This is a genomic window from Streptomyces alanosinicus (assembly GCF_014650595.1).
Classification (GTDB): Bacteria; Actinomycetota; Actinomycetes; order Streptomycetales; family Streptomycetaceae; genus Streptomyces; species Streptomyces alanosinicus.
Map to the genome: position 1 here is coordinate 54101 of NZ_BMVG01000034.1, position 18498 is coordinate 72598.

19 protein-coding genes and 1 pseudogene are annotated in these 18498 nt (G+C 70.0%); 4 read left to right on the forward strand and 16 right to left on the reverse strand.

Annotated elements, in window-relative coordinates:
* Positions 1–126 precede the first annotated feature (126 nt).
* The 4 genes from IE277_RS37405 to IE277_RS37420 form a co-directional block, all read right to left on the reverse strand.
* Positions 127–552 (reverse strand): hypothetical protein, encoded by a 426-nt coding sequence (locus tag IE277_RS37405; RefSeq protein WP_229882241.1) that lies wholly within the window; start codon positions 550–552, stop codon positions 127–129.
* Positions 549–1694, reverse strand: coding sequence for a molybdopterin-dependent oxidoreductase (locus tag IE277_RS37410; protein WP_373310969.1), 1146 nt, complete (start codon positions 1692–1694; stop codon positions 549–551). Before IE277_RS37410 ends, IE277_RS37405 begins: the two co-directional genes overlap by 4 nt.
* 155 nt (positions 1695–1849) lie before the next feature.
* Positions 1850–2377, reverse strand: a complete 528-nt coding sequence (locus IE277_RS37415) for a hypothetical protein (protein WP_189958193.1) — start codon at positions 2375–2377, stop codon at positions 1850–1852.
* Between the two features lie 97 nt (positions 2378–2474).
* Complete coding sequence (locus IE277_RS37420) at positions 2475–2828, reverse strand: hypothetical protein (protein ID WP_189958194.1); 354 nt, start codon at positions 2826–2828, stop codon at positions 2475–2477.
* Between the two features lie 698 nt (positions 2829–3526).
* Between IE277_RS37420 and IE277_RS37425 the strand changes: the two genes are divergently transcribed.
* Positions 3527–4333 (forward strand): nucleotidyltransferase domain-containing protein, encoded by an 807-nt coding sequence (locus IE277_RS37425; protein WP_189958195.1) that lies wholly within the window; start codon positions 3527–3529, stop codon positions 4331–4333.
* Between the two features lie 231 nt (positions 4334–4564).
* On the opposite strand, the gene IE277_RS37430 is transcribed toward IE277_RS37425, so the two are convergent.
* Together IE277_RS37430 and IE277_RS37435 are read right to left on the reverse strand one after the other, a co-directional pair.
* A complete protein-coding gene (locus tag IE277_RS37430) occupies positions 4565–5119 on the reverse strand; it encodes an RICIN domain-containing protein (protein WP_189958196.1) in 555 nt (184 codons plus the stop codon).
* Positions 5120–5303: 184 nt separating this feature from the next.
* Positions 5304–5558 (reverse strand): hypothetical protein, encoded by a 255-nt coding sequence (locus IE277_RS37435; RefSeq protein ID WP_373310970.1) that lies wholly within the window; start codon positions 5556–5558, stop codon positions 5304–5306.
* Between the two features lie 225 nt (positions 5559–5783).
* On the opposite strand from IE277_RS37435, the gene IE277_RS37440 reads away from it, so the two are divergent.
* Together IE277_RS37440 and IE277_RS37445 are read left to right on the forward strand one after the other, a co-directional pair.
* Positions 5784–6026 carry a hypothetical protein gene (locus tag IE277_RS37440; protein ID WP_229882242.1) on the forward strand — a complete coding sequence of 81 codons (243 nt, stop codon included), beginning with the start codon at positions 5784–5786 and terminating at the stop codon, positions 6024–6026.
* A gap of 180 nt (positions 6027–6206) precedes the next feature.
* On the forward strand, positions 6207–7109 hold the full coding sequence (locus IE277_RS37445; RefSeq protein ID WP_189958197.1) for a M14 family metallopeptidase: 903 nt from the start codon (positions 6207–6209) through the stop codon (positions 7107–7109).
* Between the two features lie 175 nt (positions 7110–7284).
* Here the strand turns inward: IE277_RS37445 and IE277_RS37450 are convergent, their stop codons facing one another.
* Positions 7285–7773, reverse strand: a complete 489-nt coding sequence (locus IE277_RS37450) for a GNAT family N-acetyltransferase (protein WP_189958212.1) — start codon at positions 7771–7773, stop codon at positions 7285–7287.
* Between the two features lie 294 nt (positions 7774–8067).
* Here IE277_RS37450 and IE277_RS37455 point away from each other — a divergent pair, with 294 nt between their 5' ends.
* Positions 8068–8559: a hypothetical protein gene (locus tag IE277_RS37455; RefSeq protein WP_189958198.1), complete on the forward strand. Its 492-nt coding sequence runs from the start codon at positions 8068–8070 to the stop codon at positions 8557–8559.
* Positions 8560–8631: 72 nt separating this feature from the next.
* On the opposite strand, the gene IE277_RS37460 is transcribed toward IE277_RS37455, so the two are convergent.
* The 9 genes and pseudogenes from IE277_RS37460 to IE277_RS37500 form a co-directional block, all read right to left on the reverse strand.
* On the reverse strand, positions 8632–9348 hold the full coding sequence (locus tag IE277_RS37460; protein ID WP_229882243.1) for a carbonic anhydrase: 717 nt from the start codon (positions 9346–9348) through the stop codon (positions 8632–8634).
* Between the two features lie 173 nt (positions 9349–9521).
* Entirely contained in the window at positions 9522–10799 is a 1278-nt protein-coding gene (locus tag IE277_RS37465; protein ID WP_189958213.1) for an ATP-binding protein, read from the reverse strand.
* 133 nt (positions 10800–10932) lie between these two features.
* A complete protein-coding gene (locus IE277_RS37470) occupies positions 10933–12438 on the reverse strand; it encodes a hydrogenase large subunit (protein ID WP_189958200.1) in 1506 nt (501 codons plus the stop codon).
* 5 nt (positions 12439–12443) lie between these two features.
* On the reverse strand, positions 12444–14027 hold the full coding sequence (locus IE277_RS49005; RefSeq protein WP_268252696.1) for a proton-conducting transporter transmembrane domain-containing protein: 1584 nt from the start codon (positions 14025–14027) through the stop codon (positions 12444–12446).
* A complete protein-coding gene (locus IE277_RS37480) occupies positions 14027–14704 on the reverse strand; it encodes a hypothetical protein (protein ID WP_189958201.1) in 678 nt (225 codons plus the stop codon). The genes IE277_RS49005 and IE277_RS37480 overlap by 1 nt, the downstream gene beginning before the upstream one ends.
* Positions 14701–15657 carry a respiratory chain complex I subunit 1 family protein gene (locus IE277_RS37485; RefSeq protein ID WP_189958202.1) on the reverse strand — a complete coding sequence of 319 codons (957 nt, stop codon included), beginning with the start codon at positions 15655–15657 and terminating at the stop codon, positions 14701–14703. Before IE277_RS37485 ends, IE277_RS37480 begins: the two co-directional genes overlap by 4 nt.
* Positions 15657–17690, reverse strand: a complete 2034-nt coding sequence (locus IE277_RS37490) for a proton-conducting transporter transmembrane domain-containing protein (RefSeq protein WP_189958203.1) — start codon at positions 17688–17690, stop codon at positions 15657–15659. Before IE277_RS37490 ends, IE277_RS37485 begins: the two co-directional genes overlap by 1 nt.
* Complete coding sequence (locus IE277_RS37495) at positions 17687–18169, reverse strand: NADH-quinone oxidoreductase subunit B family protein (protein ID WP_189958204.1); 483 nt, start codon at positions 18167–18169, stop codon at positions 17687–17689. The genes IE277_RS37490 and IE277_RS37495 overlap by 4 nt, the downstream gene beginning before the upstream one ends.
* A 163-nt stretch (positions 18170–18332) precedes the next feature.
* A pseudogene (locus tag IE277_RS37500) lies at positions 18333–18498 on the reverse strand (transcriptional regulator); the annotation flags it as partial.

An 18498-nucleotide genomic window follows, 5' to 3' on the forward strand; every position in this document is an offset into this window, starting at 1 on the left:
CTGCCGCCGAACCGCCTGCCGTGGTGCTGCTGGACCTGATCCCACCCGTCCGACGCTCGTGCCGCCCGCGCCGCCCGCCCGCACGGCACACCGAGGCCGACGAGGCGGTGCGGTCGGTCGGCGGACTCAGGACGGCGGACGGCGCCGATGCCGGCTGAATCCCTTCGCGGCGAGCACGAGCGCGGTGACCGTGGCCACTGTCAGCAGCGTGAGCAGCCAGTTGCGCGGATAGTCCAGCGGCAGAACCGAGGAGTTGGCCCTGGGCCCCGGGCGCAGCAGCACCGGCAGTGCCACGGCCGTCAACGCGCCCGCCACCAGCAGCGCCCCGCGGACGGGCCCGCGCACGCCGCCGCGGACCAGGACCAGCCCGGCGAGCAGCACCAGCGGCGCGATGAACGCGTCGTGCAGGACCAGGGCCCCGCCGAGCCAGACCAGGACGTCCATCAGATCGGGCACGTCCAGCAGCGACGACGCCCCCACGCCCATGAGCGCCAGTCCGGCCACGCCGGCCAGCACCCGTGTCACGCTCACCTTCGCGCGCCTGGGCTTCATGACAGCACCTCCAGTCGGCCGACCCACTTGGTCTGCAGCACACCGGGCCGGTTCGGCGCGATGAGGCGGGCCGGGTAACCGTGGTCGGGTGTGAGTTCCTCTCCGTTGAGGCGCAGCGCGAGCAGGGTGAGCGGGTCGCGGGCTTGCTCGTGACTCATCTCGGAGACCCGGTAGCCGCCGCGGAGTTGCAACGACACCACCCGCACGCGCGCGTGCGACGGGGCGCCGGCCCGCTCCAGCAGGTCCGTCACGCGCACACCGGTCCAATGCGCCGACTTGCTCCAGCCCTCCACACAGGCGATCGGCAGTTCCACCTCACGCTGCGGCAGGCCGCGCAATTCTGCCAGCGTCAGTGTGTAGGGCCGCGGCCCGTCCACCACCAGACGGTAGGACTCATCGGGTATCCGGCCGACGCCGGCCGCAGCCGCGGTGCGGTTGACCGGCAGGCCCTGCGGGCCGTGGTCCGGGTGGCGGGGCGCGAGCAGATCGAGCTTCTTCAGCGGGGTGAAGGACTGGCCGACCGTGGTCAGCGTGACCGCACCCACCGCCGCGGCCACCGCGGCCAGCAGCGAGCGCCGGTCGGGGGCGTCCTCGGCGGACAGGGCGAGCGTTCCGGGTGACCGTCGGCTCCAGTGTGCCTTGATCTCGGGGGCCTTGACGGCGATGTGCAGCACCAGCGCACCGGCCACCAGCCAGGCAACCGCGTAGTGCACAGGCACGAACGAGAACGGCCACGGGTACCACTGAGCGGTGTTCAGCAGCCCGGTGACCAGCTCGAACGCCGCTCCCGCCACCAGCAGTCCGATCGACAGCCGCTCCAGTGCGTGCAGCACCGAGCGCACCGGCGGCCAGTCGAACAGCCGCGGGTACACCGCCCACAACTTGGCCGGCAGCAGGGGAATGGCGGCGATGCCGGAGGCGACGTGCAGGCCCTGGGTGAGCCGGTAGCCCCACGCCGGGCGGCTCGGCAGCTCGTTGGCCAGCCAGCCCGGCGGATGCTGCAGGAAGTGGCTGATCAGTCCGGTGACGAAGCACACGGCGAACGCCAGGCCCAGCCACCGCCCGATCGAGGTCGCCGTCCGGGCGTCGTGCAACCGCCCCCTGAACACCGGCGGCCGGAGCGAAAGAATGCGCGATCTCATGTCTTCCATCACAGCCGCCGCGACCTCGCAACGGAATGTCCGACGCCCTTACGGAACACGGACATCATGTCCGGCATACGGTTCCGGTATGAAGCGTCGATCTCGGACGCGGCCAGGGCTTCGGGCGCGTCCGGAGCGTGACCCGAAGGCTTCGTTCAGACGTTCGGGCAGTTGCCGGGGTACCAGTTGCCCCAGGGCGTGCCGGTGCCGTAATACCAGTACGTGCCCTTGGCGTAGGAACCGCAGCCATTGAGCGTCGCCTCAGCCTGCCAAGCGTCGGGGCTCGCGTGATGGATCTCCACCGGGTAGGAGTAGGCGTCCTTCGTGTAGGTCTGGTACCACTCCGAACCGCTGTCGTTGGAGTAGGGAGAGTACTGCCAGACATTGATCCACTTTCCGGGGTACGCGCTCTGAAATGCGCTGGCCCACTGGAAGTGCCCGCGGGCGTTGACCACACCACCACCGCAGCTTTGGTACTGCTGCTCAACCTCTCCGACGTAGATGTAACCACCGTCGCTCCGTTGCATGTAAAGGCTTCCGGGCTCACCGACGTCGTACCAGGTCGCGCCGCAGTCACCGTCCGCGTGGGCGGCGCCGGCGGTGGCGAGGGTCGTGCCACCGGCAAGTGCGAGGGAGGCGACGGCCATGGCAACGGCGCCTCGGGTCTTGGCGAACTTGAGCATGACTACTGTCTCCTAGCCTGCTGTCAGAATTCCTGTCGTTGTCCACCCAGGGGGTGCGGTCGGCGGCCATCGCCCGGCCCGCGAACCGCGAAGGATTTCAGTCGTATCTCCTACTGCACTGGACCTCGGCGCCAGTCGTCACGTCCTGGACGCAGACCTGCACCTCAAGCAGGGCACCGGTGTCCGTGGGCCCGTGCCACCACGTGGGTGTGCTCGCACCTGTGTTGGGCGCGTAGGTGTCGGCGTAGGTGTAGGACGAGCCGGCGCCCGGTGTTTCGTAGGCGTTCCACTGGATGATGCTGATCCGGCAGTCGTCGTAGGCGTGGTCCCAAGTGTGTCCGGTGACATGGTTGGTGTCCCATGTTGTCCAGCCATAGCAGTTGCCGGACCAGTCGGACCAGTTGTAGCCGGCTGCCTGGGCGTTCGGGGCCAGCAGGACCCCGGTGGTCACGGTCGCGAGAGTGCACAGAGCGGCTGCGGCGGTTCGTCGGCCGCCTTGCGGCCAGCGCTGGTGCGTTCGACGGGGCATGAACTCCTCCTCCTGTGATGCCTTGCCTGGGCGGCGCCGGCTTCGTCTGTCGACCGCGCAGCGCGCGCTGATGATGGATCGAACGTCGGCGGTCGGTCAGCGGCTAGTTGAACCAGCCCGTGGATGCGCCACCGGTCCGGTGCCCGGTCTCCGTCGCGTTGAACGACCCCTGGAACGGCCCGGAACATCGTCATGTGTTCCACCGCCAACCTAGGGCCGAGAACGCTTCATGTGGAGTGTCCAATTGCACGGTGAAGACGGGGTTCCGGTGCCGCAGTGCACAGCGAGCCGGGTCCCACCGAGGCTGTGGCAGTTCTACGACGAACCGAGCCGGGGGCGCCGGTCGAGGTCGCCTCGATGGAGAACGATCCGGACGGGCTGTTCAGCGCCCGCTGCCACCCCTTGGCTCCCTCCGAGGCCCCGGCTCACCTCGTTGCGGGCGGCGCTGGAGGAGGCGTCGGCCGAGGAGGGCTTCCGCAGGACGTTGGTCTTCCCCCGGGAACGCCGGCGATCGTGGCCACTGTGGTGCCCGACAGCAGCACGGCGGTGCGATTCGCGGACGCCACGCCGCCTTGGAAATCGACTCGGTGGAAGACAACAGCACATGGCACAGTGACCCCGTGAACGAACGAGGGCTGGACCAGGACGGAACGATCGCACGCGAAGGCGCGCTGGACCGAGTGCCAGCAGCGTTCATCCCCGTGGTCGATGCCGCCCGGGCTCGCATCGCCGAGACGTTCGGCGGAACGCGTCTGCACAGCGCCTACCTCTACGGCAGCATTCCTCGTGGCACCGCCACCCCCGGAGTCTCCGACCTCGACCTCCAACTCGCCCTCCACGACGAGCCCACAGAGACCGACCGCGCCGACAGCAAGACGATCGAGACGACACTCGACCGGACATTCGCGCAGATCGATGGCGTCGGAATCCTGCTGACCAGCACGCGGGTTCTGCTCAGTGACCTCGAACGTCACGACGGCGGATTCTTCATCGCCTGCCTCTGCACCCCATTGCTGGGACCCGACCTCGCAGAACAGCTGCCCCGTTACCGCCCCACCACCCTCCTCGCACGCGAGACCAACGGTGACCTCGCCCGCGTGCTTCCACAGTGGCGTGCCAAAGCAGCGGAAGCCACCACGGACGCCGATCGCCGGATGCTCGGCCGTCTCGTCGGCCGTCGTATCCTCCGCACGGGATTCACCCTGGTCATGCCGCGCTGGGGCGGCTGGACCAGCGACCTCGACCAGTCCGCCGAACTCTTCGGCCGCTACTACCCCCAGCGCGCCGAGCAGATGCGAGTCGCCGCGTCCATCGGCCGCACACCCTCACCCGACCCGACGGTGCTCGGGATGCTCCTCAACGACCTCGGCCCGTGGCTCGCAGCCGAATACGCCGCCGTACACGGCGAGAAGGCCCCGCGCCCCTGAGGCACGCCCCACACCACCAAAACCCGTCGAACCAGGCTCTACGCGTCCGCCGGGCAGAACATGAAACTCCCGGTCATCATCGCGATGTCGGATGAGGAGGACACGGGCACACGCAGCCGGGATGCCGCGTCGGCTTCCGCCCCGGCGGCAGCGTCGCCATACGCAGGGGCATGGGCCCCAGCAAGAACCTGACCGGCAGAAGCCTCCGCAACCGTTCCCACTCCGCATCACTCAGATGTACTTGAGGGTCCACTTCTGATTGGGCAGTCCCTGATCGTCGTTGGTCACGACCGGGGACTCGTTCGCGCCGTTCCAGCCGCGGTCGGGCTCAAGGACGCGGCCGAAGAGGTTCGCGATGCGTGCCGGGTCGGACTGGTTCGCCGGGTCGACGTACCAGAGTTGGTCGACGTCGGTGAAGCCCCTGTCGCAGGGCGACAGCCAGGTCGCCCAGCCGCTCGGGCCCTGCGCGTAGCCCGCGAGGCACTCGCCGTTCCTGCGGCTCACCATGTGGTAGCGGCCCTGGCCGTCGGCGACCAGGTCCCAGAGCTGGTATGCGTCCGTGGTGCAGTCCCACACTCGCACACGGTCGTCATCGGCCGGGAAGCCCATGCAGCGGCCGGTGCCCTGGTTTCTGACCTGGAACGGTCCGACCGCGCGGAGGGCTAAGGCCGCCGGGGCCGTCTCCGCGGGGGTCTGTGGTGCGGCCGCTCCGACGCCCGGGACTGCCGCCGCAAGGATGGCAGCCAATGTCGTCGCCAGCATGGCGAGTCGTTTGCGTGGCTTCACGAGTCTCCCCTTTTCGACTGTTTACGAGGCCGTCAGCGAAGGCTCCCGCCCCCGCGCCCCCGCTCGAAAGGGGTCCCGCCCTGAAACCCCCCTTATAGGTGGTGCGGGAGCCGCCCCTTCTCAAACCGCCATCAACACACCAGGACAGACACCACCACCCACACCAACTGGCGCCCTCTGAATCTCACAGGCCAGCGGGAGAGACATCGCCGCCGGGCAGCTGAGACTGCTGTCGTAGCGGGCGGGCGGCGGGCCAGGGAGCGGAGGGCAGGACCTGCGCCAGCTCATGGCGTATGCGGTCGGCTTCACCACGAGCCTGGGCCGGCACATCACCGCACTCCGCGACAAGGCGGTTGAAGATCGGGGTTTCCTGGAACACGCTGGGATCTGCCTTCTGGGTTGACGCGGCACGGCGACCGCCGAGCTGCGAGCCGATCATGTGACAGACCGAGTATCCAGTACCGCGAGCCGGCGCAGTGACCAGCATCCCGAGCATCAGCGCCCCAGGTTCAGAAGACCGTACTCATCCAGATGCTCAGCGCCCGTGACTGGCCTCCTCATCAACGGGGCTGCGGCTCCACCCGAAACAGGGCTGCGGCTCCACCCGATCGGCCGGTAAGTCAGGTCGCGGGCCGGTCATGCCTCCCGCCTACGATTCCTGTCCGTGACAGAGGTCCCGGATGAACTGATCAAGCTGGAACGATCCGCCGAGGAAGAACGCGCGAAACTCGCCGGTCTCACCGGTGACGAGTACGACGCCCAGTTGCGCCACTGGCGCGACGCGTCCGAGGCCGTGCAGGGGGCCATCGCCATGCACGCCGAAGCCACCAAGGCCAGCCGGTACGAAGTGGAACAAGCCGTGAAGAAGGCTGTGCGGGACACTCAGGAAGACCCGGCCGTCGAGTAGACCACATCTCTGGTGTACAGAACCACCTCTGGAGAGGCCGAAGTGAAGACCAGCAAGAGGATGCGGGCCCTGGCAGGGCTCACCGTCGCGTTGACGGCCGTCACAGCCATGGCACCGGCTCCGGCGGCGTCCGGCAAAGGGGCCTCGGGACTCCGGATGACCTGGAGCTCGTATCACTCCTTGGCAGACATCGACGCCTTCTTGGAGCAGACCGCCGCCGCCCATCCGACGACCGCACGTGAAAGCGTGGTCAGCACCAGCGCCGAGGGACGGCCGATCAAGGCGATCACGCTCGGAGACGCGCCGGGCCGCGAGCAGGAGATCGTGCTGGTGTGCGGCCAGCACGCCCGGGAGTGGATCGCGCCTGCGGCCTGCACCTACCTGGTGAACGAGCTCGTCGTGAACCGCGCCCGCTACCCGCAGTTGAAGGATCTCACGGTGACCGTCGTACCCGTCGCCAACCCCGACGGTTACGAGTACAGCCGCACCTTTGACCGTCGCTGGCGCAAGAACCGACGCAGCGGCTCGTCCACCCGCTGCCAAGGTGTGGACCTCAACAGGAACTGGGGCTACAAGTGGGGCGGCGAGGGAACCAGTCCCGACCCGTGCACAGAGAACTACCGCGGACCGCACGCGTTCTCGGAGCCGGAGACCAGGGGCCTGCGGGACTACTTCCTCAGCCGCACCCGCAAGCCGGCAGCGGTGGTGGACATCCACTCCTACGGCCAGTACATCTTGGTCCCGTACGGCTACGACCGCCAGGGCCATATGTACTCCGACTACCAGGACTTGCTCAGCGTCGGCCGGCAGATGTCCCAGGCGATCTATCAGTACAAGGGAAAGACATTCCGGGCGGGCAACGCGGCGAACGTCATCTACCCGGCCGCGGGCAGTCTCATCGACTGGGCCAAGGGGACACTGGGCTCCAAGTACGACTTCGGGCTGGAACTCCGCGACGACGGCCGGTACGGCTTCAATCTGCCCGCCGGCCAGATCATCGACGCCTCCACGGAACTCGCCGTGGCAGTCCGCACCCTCGGCACGGCGGTTTCCGGGCTTCCCACCGCCCACTCGGCCGACTAGGGCCTGTCCGGCGGATCAGGTCGCGGGAAAGTGACGGTGCCTCATCGGCGCAGGTGAGCGGGGGTCGGTGCGTCCAGATGGGCGCACCGCCCCCCGCGTCCGCGACAGGATCCGCCGGACAGGCCCTAGGTCCGGAACCCGGTGCCAGGCACTCTCCCGCAGGACGTGTCCTGCGCTACGCGAGTTCCTTCCGCATCAACGTGCACATGGTTTCGTAGCGGCGCAACGATCCGTCAGGAGCTTGCTCATCCCATGAGTCCGGCTGACGGTCGTACGCCACATATCCCAGCCGTTCGTACAGTGCACGTGCGCGGGGGTTGTTTTCCTCCACAGCCAGCTCGGCCTGACGCAGGCCGCGGTTCTTGATCCGCAGTTCTGCGGCTTCGACGAGGAACGTGCCGATCCCGCAGGATTGCAGTGCGGGGTGGACTGCCAGCTGCCACAAGGTGCCGACGCCCTCCTTGATCTGGTAGTCGACACCGCCCTTCGCCACAGGGATGTCGGTCGCAGGGCAGACCGCAAGGTAGTCGACCTCACCGGTCCGGGCACGTTCCAACTGCTGGGCGACGCCGACCAGGTGGTGATCCGAGCCCGCCCAGCCACATGACGCCAGGTCCGCATGCACCAAGTCACGGGCCGACAGCTTCAACACAACGCTGATCATCTTCAGTACCTCCGGTGCGTCAGCATCCACGGTGATCACACGGGGCACAAATCCTTTCCCGGCCCGTCGCCGGTCGGCGATTACCCCGTTCGTCCCCGAGCCTCGATGGAGGCCGCTCCGTAGTGGTCCGGAACGGTCTCCGAAGGCTTGGGGAAGCGTCTCCACAGGATCGACCGCAGGACCGGAAAGTTCCTTTTATCGTCTTGGTGACCGGAGATTTCCCATGCTCTTGAACCACTTCAGCGAGCCGGCCGGCAGCCTTGCCGACCGGCGATTCAGCAAGGGGACAGAGCAATGCCAAAGCACCGCGCGACCCGCGTACTCACAGCGCGGCGGGTTTCCGCCACCGCCACCGCCGCCGTCGCCGCCGGTCTCACCGGACTCCTCGGGTTCGCGTCCGCCGCTCACGCGGAAACGGGTCCTTCGTCCAGCAACGTCACCGCACCCGCCGATACCTTCGACAAGGAGAACTTCAACCGCATCATGCACGAACCCCTCGACCAGTTCGCTCAGGACATGCAGGCGCACAACCCCACCCTGTCGAACGATCGCGTCGTCGACGGCGACGGCATCCGCTGGGACACGACGGCTGCTCCGACCCCACCGGCCAATTCGGCGGCGGCGACGCGGAAATCTCAACAGCAGGGGAAGATCAGCGAAGCCCAGGAACTCGGTCTCGGCGGGGGCGCCGGGGTCGGCTCACACCTCCCGGGCTCGGTCAACGGACTGCCCGCGTACGACGGCAGTACCGGCAGTCCCTTCAGCAATGAGGGCGGCGGCGTGTAGGCAGCGGATCCGACTGCGCTTCGCTCCTGGTGAGCGGTGCCTCCACCGGGACGAATTCTCCGGCAGCCGCTTTCAGGAGGGCTTGCCGGAGAGGATTTCCACCTTGCCGGTGTCGAGTGAGTAGTACGCGCCGACCACCGCCAGGGAACCCTTGCGCACCAGTGGGGCGAGGTCGTCGTTGGAGCGCAGTGCCCCGGCGGTCAGCTTCACCTGAGCCCGGGCCATCGTCTCGACCGGGTCGGTGCCGCCTTCCTTCACCGCCTGCTCGTACGCCGGCCGCAGAGCCCTGACGATCGCCTGCAGGTTGCCGGGCAGAGGTTTGCCGTCATGCAGGGACTTGTAGGCCGCCTTGACGGCGCCGCAGCGTTGATGTCCGAGGACGACGACGAGCGGGGTGTCACTCGTCATGGGGCCGTACTCGACGGAACCGGTGACCACCGGACCGACCGCCTGCCCGCCCGTGCGCATGACATAGAGGTCGCCCAGTCCGGTGTCGAAGAGGAGCTCAGGCGGCACCCGGGAATCGATGCACGACAGAATCGACCCGAAAGGCTCTTGTTCCTGGGCCACGAGCTGGCGCCGGTCCGGATCCCGGTCGGGGTGCTGGAGCTTTCCGCTCACCCAGCGTTCATTGCCGTCCATCAGTCTCGCGAACGCGGTGGCGGGAGTGGTCGGGCGCGCTGTGGGCGAGGCGCTGGGCGCCGATGTGGCGGCGCTCGTCGACGAGCACCCGGCGAGGGCGACCGTGGCGGCCGCGAGTGAGCCGGCCAGCACAGCTCTACGGTCCACATGCCCGGCTGTGTCCATCGGCCGCTCCCCTCTCCGCCGTACGCGCCTGTGTCTGCCTGCAGAACAGGGCCATTGTTCGGCGTGGTGGGCCGGCTCGGCGGCAGGCACCAGTGAGCGCGGGTTCTTTACCCCCTGACGGCCCAAACCAAGTGGTGCACGCGCCGGCATCGGCCTCAGAGCCGACTGTGCGTGTCGATGTCCTCGGTGAACTCCTCGATCGCCCGTGCGGTGAGTGTCGGCCGGGTGTCGGCGATGGCCGTCAGGAAGTCCTCGGTGGTGGCCGGTCGGCCCTGGCGGTGGGTGACTTCGCGTTCGAATGCCGCCTGGGCGCCCTTGCGGGCCGCGAATTCGATATCGGCAGGGGTGAACAGTTCACTGGCCTTGACCAGCTGGTCGAGGTCCACCGATCGTGCGGAGTCCCTGAGATAGCGGGCCCAGATCGCGGCACGGGCGGTGGGGTCCGGTGGGCCGATGGGGATGACGTAGTCGAATCGGCCCGGTCGCAGGAAGGCGGCGTCGAGTGAGCGGACCGAGTTGGTGGCACAGGCCAGCAGCCGTGCGTCGTGCTCGCGGAAGACGGGGATGAGTTTCAGCAGCTCGTTCGTGACTCCGTGCCCGGGGTCGACCGCCTTCCCGGACCGCACGCCGGCGATCTCCTCCACCTCGTCGATGAAGAGCACGACCGAGTCCAGTTCCGCCAGATCCGCGAAGGCCTCCCGCAGCGCCGCGGCCAGCCCCTCGCTCGTGTCGGCCGCAAGGCGGGAGGGGAAGAGCTCCACGAACGGCCAGCCGAGCCGTGAGGCCACCGCCTTGGCGAAACTGGTCTTTCCGGTGCCGGGAGGGCCGAACAGGATGACCGCCTTGGGCGGGACGACGCCGTACCGGTCGGCCAGTGTCGGCTCGGTCAGCGGGAGCACGACCCGGCGTTCGATGACCTGCTTCTCCCGCTCCATGCCGGCCATGGCGTCCCAGCGGCCCTCGGGCAGCATGCGGCCGCCCAGCGCCGCGAGGACCTCGGCGTTGGCGGTGCCCGGTGGTTCGAGTTTCTCGTAGTAGGTGAGGTCGTCCCGGAACTGGTATCCGGAGTTCTCCAGAGCCTTCGTGCCGGCGGCGCCCGCGGGCAGCAGTGCGCTGATGTGGCGCACTCCCAGTGACCGTAGCCGCCGTTCCAGCTCGGCGAGGAGGGCGCTGCCGATGCCGCGCTCCCGCCAGCGGGAGGCGAGTGCCACCAGGAGGATCCAGCCGCGCTTTCCCTGCGCCTGAGCCACGGCCATACCCACCAGTTCGTCGCCGACCACCGCGACCACGCCCGGCTGGCCGGCCTTGGCCGCGGCCATCACCTCGGAAACCGGGAACACCCGGTTCTCGTCGGCCCTGCGGCTCTGGTCCCAGATCTGGATGGCCTGGTCGAGATCGTCGTCGTGGTAGTCACGCAGATGCCATGCGGGCATCGTCACCACCGCCTCACCGTGCGCGGTGGTCCCATTGTCGCCGCGGGAGCGCACGGTGACGACTCAAGGCGGACGACGGGACACTCATGGTCACCTGTTGATTGCGTTCCGTGCGCAGTCGCTCCGCGCGAGATCAGAGGTCGTTGCCCGCGTAGGAGAGGTTGAAGCTCTTGTTGGTCAGCGGGAAGTCCGGGACGATCGTGTCCGCCAGCGCGACCGGCAGGGCAGGCCAGTTGAAGAAGGACGGGTCGACCGGCTTGACCCGGGCCAGGGTCCCGTCGGCGGCGAGTTCGACGCGGGTGGCGATGGTTCCGCGCCAGCCCTCGACCAGCCCCACGCCGCTGCGGCCCCGCTCGCCGGGCGCGGGAGAGCGTGCCGGGGCGGCGCACGGGGCGATGAGGCCGTCGGCCAGGTGCTCGACCAGGGTGAGCGACAGGTGCTCGACCAGGGTGAGGGACGTGTCGATCTCCGCGGCACGGACGAGGAAGCGGGCCAGGACATCGCCGCCGGTGTGCACGGGGATGTCGAGCTGTGTGCCGTGGTCGGTGAAGGGGTGTGCGACGCGGGCGTCGTGGGTGAGGCCGCTGGCGCGGGCGACGTAGCCGAGGCAGCCGATCTCCTGAGCCGCTTCGGTCTTCAGGACCGCGGTGCCGGTGAAGCGGTCGCGGACGGTGGAGTGGCCGAGGGCCAGGTCGGTGATCTCGCGGATGTCGTCGCCGATGGCCTTCAGACGGCGTACGTCGGGCACGGACCGCAGTGCGGCGCCGCCGGGCACGATGCCGCCGCGCAGCAGGCGGTGTCCGGTGATCTCCCGGTTCAGGCGCAGAAGTTGCTCGCGGACGCGCTGGGCGTGGGCGTTGAGGATGGCGTGGCCGGCGTCGTTGCAGAGCATGCCGAGGTCGGCGACGTGGTTGTGCGTGCGCTCCAGTTCCAGCAGCAGGGCTCGGGCGCGCCGGGCCTCGTCGGGTACCTCGGTGCCGGTGGCTTCCTCGACGGCCAGGCAGTAGGCCAGGGCGTGGCCGACGGCCGTGTCGCCGCTGATGCGTTCGGCCAGCGGCAGGCCGGCGGCGATCGTGCGGCCCTGGAAGAGTTTCTCGATGCCTTTGTGGACGAACCAGAGGCGGGCCTTGAGCCGGAGGATGGTCTCGCCGACGACGGAGAACCGGAAGTGCCCTGGTTCGATGAGCCCCGCGTGGACCGGTCCGACGGGGATCTCGTACACGCCGTGGCCTTCGACTTCGAGGAAGGGGTAGGGGCCTTCCTGTTCGCCGAAGGGCGGTGGGGTGCCTGCGTCGGGGTGCATCGGGTACCAGCCGCGGGGCCAGTGGAAGTGCCGGACCAGGCGGTGGGGCAGCGGATGGCCTTGGGGGACGATGCCGAACAGATCGCGCATCTCGCGTTCGAACCGGCCGGCGGGGAAGGAGAGAGGGGCCAGGGTCGGGAGTTCGGGGCGGTCGGGGTCGAGGTGGATGTGCAGTTCGGTGCGTGTGTCGGGTGGACCCGCCGTGAACAGATAGACGACGCGCAGGGCGTGTTCGTCGTGGTGAGCCGCGATCAGGGCGAGGCGATGCCCGCCCGTCAGCAACTCCTTTACACGGCAGGGCAGTTCGGTGGTGCTGATCGCTTCTGTGGTGCGCATCGGGGTCAGTGCCCTCCGATTGCCTGGGCGGCGGCGTGCAGCAGGTCGGTGAGGGGGCCGGTGGCGATGCCCAGGGCCGCGCACGCTGCCAGGCCCAGCGTGAGCGGCCACATGCCCGGCTCTGTGGGGCTCTCGGGCTGAACGGGGCCGGGGCCGAGGAGCATGTGGGTGGTGCGGGTGGCGAGCGCGGCGAAGGCGATGAGTGCCAGCAGCAGGGATCCGGAGGTCGCCCAGGCAAGGCCGGTGCCGGCGGCGAGACCGGCGCGGGCGATGCCGAGTTCGGAGGCGAAGAGGCTGAAGGGCGGGAAGGCCGCCAGCGCCACGACCGCGATTCCGAACACCCCGCCCACGGACGGGACATGGGCGAGCAGCCCGCGGACCCGGCCGATCCTGGTGGTACCGGTCAGCTGGAGGATGCGGCCCGAGGCGCAGAAGGCGACCGACTTGGCGAGCCCGTGGCCTGCGATGTGCAGCAGTGCGGCGGACAGGGCCAGCGGGCTGCCGATCGCTGCGCCGAGGGCGATCAGGCTCATGTGCTCCATGCTGGAGTAGGCCAGCATGCGTTTGTAGTCACGCTGGGCCAGCAGCAGGCCGGCCGCGAGGGCGAGGGTGAGCAGGGCGATGCCCGCCAGCAGGGTGCGGGTGAAGTCGGGGCCGAGTGCGGCGTCGGCGATGACCCGGTAGCGCAGGATCGCGGTCAGGGCGACCGAGAGCAGGACCCCGGACATGAGCGCGGAGACCGCGGCGGGTGCCTGGCTGTGGGCGTCCGGCAGCCAGGCGTGCAGGGGGATCAGACCGGCCTTGGCGCCGAAGCCGAGGACGACCAGGGTGATGCCGAGGCGGGTGACCGCCGGGTCGAGCCGGTCGGCGCGGGCGGCCAGGGTGGGCCAGTCCAGTGCCCATGCCTCGGCGATGCCGGCGTGCCGGGCCGCGTAGTAGATCAGCACGGTGCCGAGGAAGGCGAGCGCGATGCCGGCCGAGCAGATCACCACGTACTTCCAGGCGGCCTCGACCGAGGTGCGGGTGCGTCGGTGGCCGACGAGGAAGGCGGTGACGATGGTGGTGGCCTCGATGGCCACCCACAGCACACCGAGGTTGCCGGTCATCACGGCCAGGCACATCGCGGCCAGGAACGCCTGCACGAGCACGTGGTAGTGGCGGCGGGCACGACCGCTCGCCCGCCCGGCGGCCTCTTCGTCCGCCAGATACGCGGGCGCCGAGCCGCACGCGATGAGCGCGACGGCACCGACGACGAGGAGCATCCATGCGGTCAGCGCGTCGGCGCGCAGCAGCCCCGAGAAGGCCGAGGCGGGGCCCTCGTCGAGGACACCCGCCGCCAGCAGGCTCCCGCACAACAGGATCGCCACGGGCGAGACGAGTCCCCACCAGGCACTCGGACACCACTGCGGTCGCCGCTCGGGCTCCGGCTCTACGGCCGGGACGGTGACGGGCGTCTCCGCGACCACCACAGGGTGGCCGTGCGAGCACGTTCGGGCCGGGTGTGGTGCTCGTGCACCGGTGAGCGCATACGCGGCGGCGACGGCCAGCGGCGCGGCGACGGGAGTGGTCAACAGCAGAGCGGTGTTCATCAGTCGTGCAGCTCCCGCAGGTCGTCGATGTCGGTCGTGCCGAACGCCTCCCGCATCCGGGTGGTGAGGATCTGCAACACGAGCACCGCCAGCAGCACATCGAAGGAGACCCCGAGTTCCACGATCAGCGGGACTCCGGAGGTCGCCAGGAAGGCGGTGGCGGTGATGCCGTTGTCCAGCAGCAGGAAGCCGACCACCTGGGCCAGTGCCCGCCGGCGGGTCACCAGCACGAAGAATCCGATCAGGACGACGGCGAGACCGACCGGCAGGGCACGGGTGGCCGGTGTCGGGTTCAGCTGGGTCAGGGGCCGGGCGACCGCGTAGGCGAGCAGGGTCAGCAGGGCCGCGGTCAGCAGCGAGGCGGCGACATTGACCAGCGGCTGGGTCTCGCGGACCTCTTCGCTGCCGCGGTCGGCGGCCGCCCCGGCCAGTGCGCGCCGCATCAGATACGGCAGCACACCCGCCCTCAGCACCCCCACTCCCAGACCCACCCCGGCCAGGTCCCACCGTTGCTCGTGCGCGCCGAGCAGCACGGCGATCGCGGCCAGGGCGACGCCCTGGAGGGCGAAGACTCGTACGATCGCGGCGAGTTCGCGCAGCCACAGCACCAGCACGGCCGTCAACAGGAAGGTGCCGCAGGCCAGGTCGAGGAGCTCGGTGTACAGGCCGGCGCTCATGCCGCTCCGTTCAGGAAGTACGAGGCGGTCACCGCGAGCAGTGCCAGCAGGAAGGACCCGGCGAGCAGTTCGGGCACGCGGAAGAGACGGACCTTGGCCCAGAACACCTCGGCCGCGGCCAGTACCGCGCCGAGCAGCAGGACCTTCGCCGCGAGCAGCGCCAGTGCCACGGCGAGGGCGGCCCAGGAGGCGCTGGTGGCGATGCCCCAGGGCGCGAACAGCGAGGACAGCAGGCCGAGCAGCAAGGTGAGGCGCATCTGTGCGCCGAGTTCGACCAGCGCGAGGTCGGGACCGGCGTACTCCAGCACCATCGCTTCGTGGATCATGGTCAGTTCGAGGTGGGTGGAGGGGTTGTCGACCGGGATCCGGCCGGTCTCCGCGAGGATCGCGACCGCGAGAGCGGCGATGGCCAGCAGCCCGGCCGGGGAGGCGAGGCGGGCCGGTGCATGGGCGGCGCTGGAGACGATGGCGGGGATGTTGGTCGTGCCGGCCGGTATCGACAGCGCGAACACCGAGAGCAGCAGGGTCGGCTCCACCAGGGAGGCGACCGTCATCTCCCGGGAGGCGCCCATCCCGCCGAACGCCGTGCCGGTGTCCAGGCCCGCCAGAGCGAGTGCGAGTGTGCCGAGCGCGATCAGCGCGACCACCACGATGAGGTCCGCGTGCGCGCTCACCGGGGTGTCGGTCGACAGCAGCGGCACCAGTGCGGCGGCCACCACGGTGGTCGCGACCAGCAGCGCGGGGGCGGCCCGGAAGGCGGGCCCCGTTCCCACCGGGGTGATGGGCTCCTTGCGCAGCAGTTTGCGTACGTCCCGCCACGGCTGAAGCGGTCCCGGCCCGGCCCGGCCCTCCAGCCGGGCCCGCACCTGCCGCATCCATCCGGTCAGCAGCGGCGCACCGATCACGACGGCCATGACCTGGCCGGCGACGGCCACATACCCGATTGCGTTCATCACCAGCCCACCGCCAGCGCCGACAACAACACGACCAGCCCGGCGAAGCCGTAGCCGAGATACAGATGGACACTGCCGCCGGCCAGCCGGCGGGCCGCCCGCCCGGCCCGGGCCAGCCCGCGCAGTACCGGCTCGTACAGCCGGTGTTCGATCCGGTCGGGCACCCGGTGCTGGAAGCGCACGCGCTCCACCAGGTACGCCGACTCCCGCACCGGGGTGACGTCCACGTCCTGCTCCGGGGCGAGGACGTCGTCGAAGACGCGTTGCAGGGGTTCGGCGAACGAGGTCGCCGTGTATGCCATGCGCGGTGTCGGAGCACCGCCCCCGCAGTCCCACAGCCGGGCGTTCACGCGTCGCCGGCGACGGCCGTAGAGGCGGGGCAGGGCGACGGCGAGGAGGATCGCTACAGTGAGGGCGGCCACCACCCACAGCGGTGACAACTGGGCCGAGATGTCGGCCAGTCGCACCTTCAGTCCGCCGCCCGTGAGGGCCCCGCTGCCGGGCAGCCCGACCGCGCCCACGGCCCGGTCGAGACCGCCGCCGAGCAGACCGGGCACCACCGCCAGGGCCATGAGGCCCGCGGCGAGCAGCGCCATCCCGGCGAGCATCGGCGCCGGCGCCTCCCGCGCCGAGGCAGCCCGCGCATCTCGTGGCCGGGCGAAGAATCCGACGCCGAGCGCCTTCACGAACACGGCTGCGGCGATGCCGGCCGACAGCGCGATCAGCGCCACCGACAGGGGCAGGACGACGGCGACCGCGATGCCGTGCACGGCAAGACCGTGGATGAGGGACTGGAGCAGCAGCCACTCGCTGATGAAGCCGTTGCCCGGCGGCAGCGCCACGGCGCCGAGCGCGGCCAGCGCGAAGAAGGCGGCGGTGAGCGGCATCCGGGAGCGCAGCCCGCCGAGGCGGTCCAGGTCACGCAGGCCGGTGGAGCGCTGGACGGATCCGGCCGCGCAGAACAACAGGGCTTTGAACGCGGCGTGGTTGACGACGTGCAGCAGCGCCGCCGCCAGTGCCAGCGCGGCCAGCGGCCGGTCGCCATGGGAGGCGAACAGCCCGGACGCGCCGACACCGATGAGGACCAGGCCCATGTTCTCGCTGCTGGAGTACGCCACCAGTCGCTTCAGGTCGGAGGCCATCGCCGCCTGCAGGACGCCGTACACGGCGCTGCAACCGCCGACCGCCAGCAGGCCGAGCCACCACCACGCCGGGCCGCCGTCCAGCAGATCGAGCCCGGTGCGGACCAGGCCGTAGATGCCGAGGTTGACCATGGTGGCGCTCATCAGCGCCGAGACGGGGCCGGGGGCTTCGGGGTACGCCCGCGGCAGCCAGGCGTGCAGCGGCACCGCGCCCGCCTTCGACAGGAACGCCGACGCCACCAGCACGAACACCACTGCACGCAAGGTCGGCGACATGCCGGGGGCGCCGGTTCGTAGCGCGGTGAAGGTCTCCCCGCCCGCCCGCGCGGCGAACAGCGCGAACCCGGCGAGCAGCAGCATCAGCCCGAGGTGCGTCATCACCGCGTACCAGACGCCGGCCTGTCGTACCGCGGACCGCTCGCGGTGCTCGGGCAGCACCAGCGGCAGCGAGCCGAGTGCCATCAGCTCCCACAGCAGCAGGAACGTGGACACCGACGCCGCCACCGGCACCAGGAGCAGACTGAGCGCGAACAACGGCAGCACCGCCTGCGCCGTCCGCGAGCCGAGCCCGTGCCCGCCGAGCCCGGCCGCGTATCCGATGCCGTACACCGCGACCGCGGTGACGACGGCACCCGCCACCGCCATGAACAGACCCGCCAGCGCGTCCACCGCCAGATGCGCCCCGGCCAGCGGCACCAGGCCGGCGTAGTCGGCCGCCCAGCGGCTTCCGCCCAGCGCGGCCACACCCGCCGCGCCACCCGTCACCCCCACACCGGCCGTCACGACTCCCACGGCCGGTACCCGCAGCCGGTCCGGCAGGCCGATTCCCGCCAGCGCCCCCACACCGCCCAGCCCCGTGGCCGACGCGAGGGCGGCCGGAATCACGCTCACCGACCCGTCACCCGCCGAAGGGCCGCCACGATCGCCGCCGGCTCCGGCGGGCATCCCGGTACGGTCAGGTCCACCGGTACGACATCGGCGACCGCGCCCTCGACGCCGTGCCCGCCGGCGAACTCGCCGCAGTCGATGGCGCAGTCCCCGACCGCCACGACCAGCCGCGGCTCCCCCATCGCGGCGACCGTCCGGCGCAGCGGCTCCGCCATGTTGCGGGTCACCGGCCCGGTCACCAGCGCCACGTCCGCATGCCGGGGCGAGGCCACCAGCCGCGCACCGTAGCGCTCGGCGTCGTACACCGGGTTGAACGCGGCGGCGATCTCGATCTCGCAGCCGTTGCAGGAGCCCGCGTCCACACACCGCACCTGCGCCGAGCCGGCCAACTGCCGTGCCTTTTGCGGAACTTGCTCGTCCGGGCGGGGCGGGGCGGGTTCGGCGACCCGTCCGGCGGTACGAATCCTGCGCAACAGGCCCATGAACCTCTCCCGGCTGGTGGTGGGGACTTCCCCAGGTCACCAACCAGGCCACCGGCGGATGGAGTTACGAGGGTTTTCCTGTGTTTTGCCTAGTTTCAGTAGACTTTGCACCACGAACAGGGTCGAATCGGTTCCTTATTGCCAACAGCGGAGGCGGCCGTCGCTACGACGGCGGCTTTCCCTCCGGCTGGGCCGCTCTGAGGTCGGCGAGCAGTTCGGCCTGCCCCGCCAGCACGCCGGACAGGATCGAGCGCGCCACCCGCAGCAGTTCCGCCACTTCCGGGCTGGCCAGGGAGTAGTACACGTTCGAACCTTCCTTGCGGGTGCGC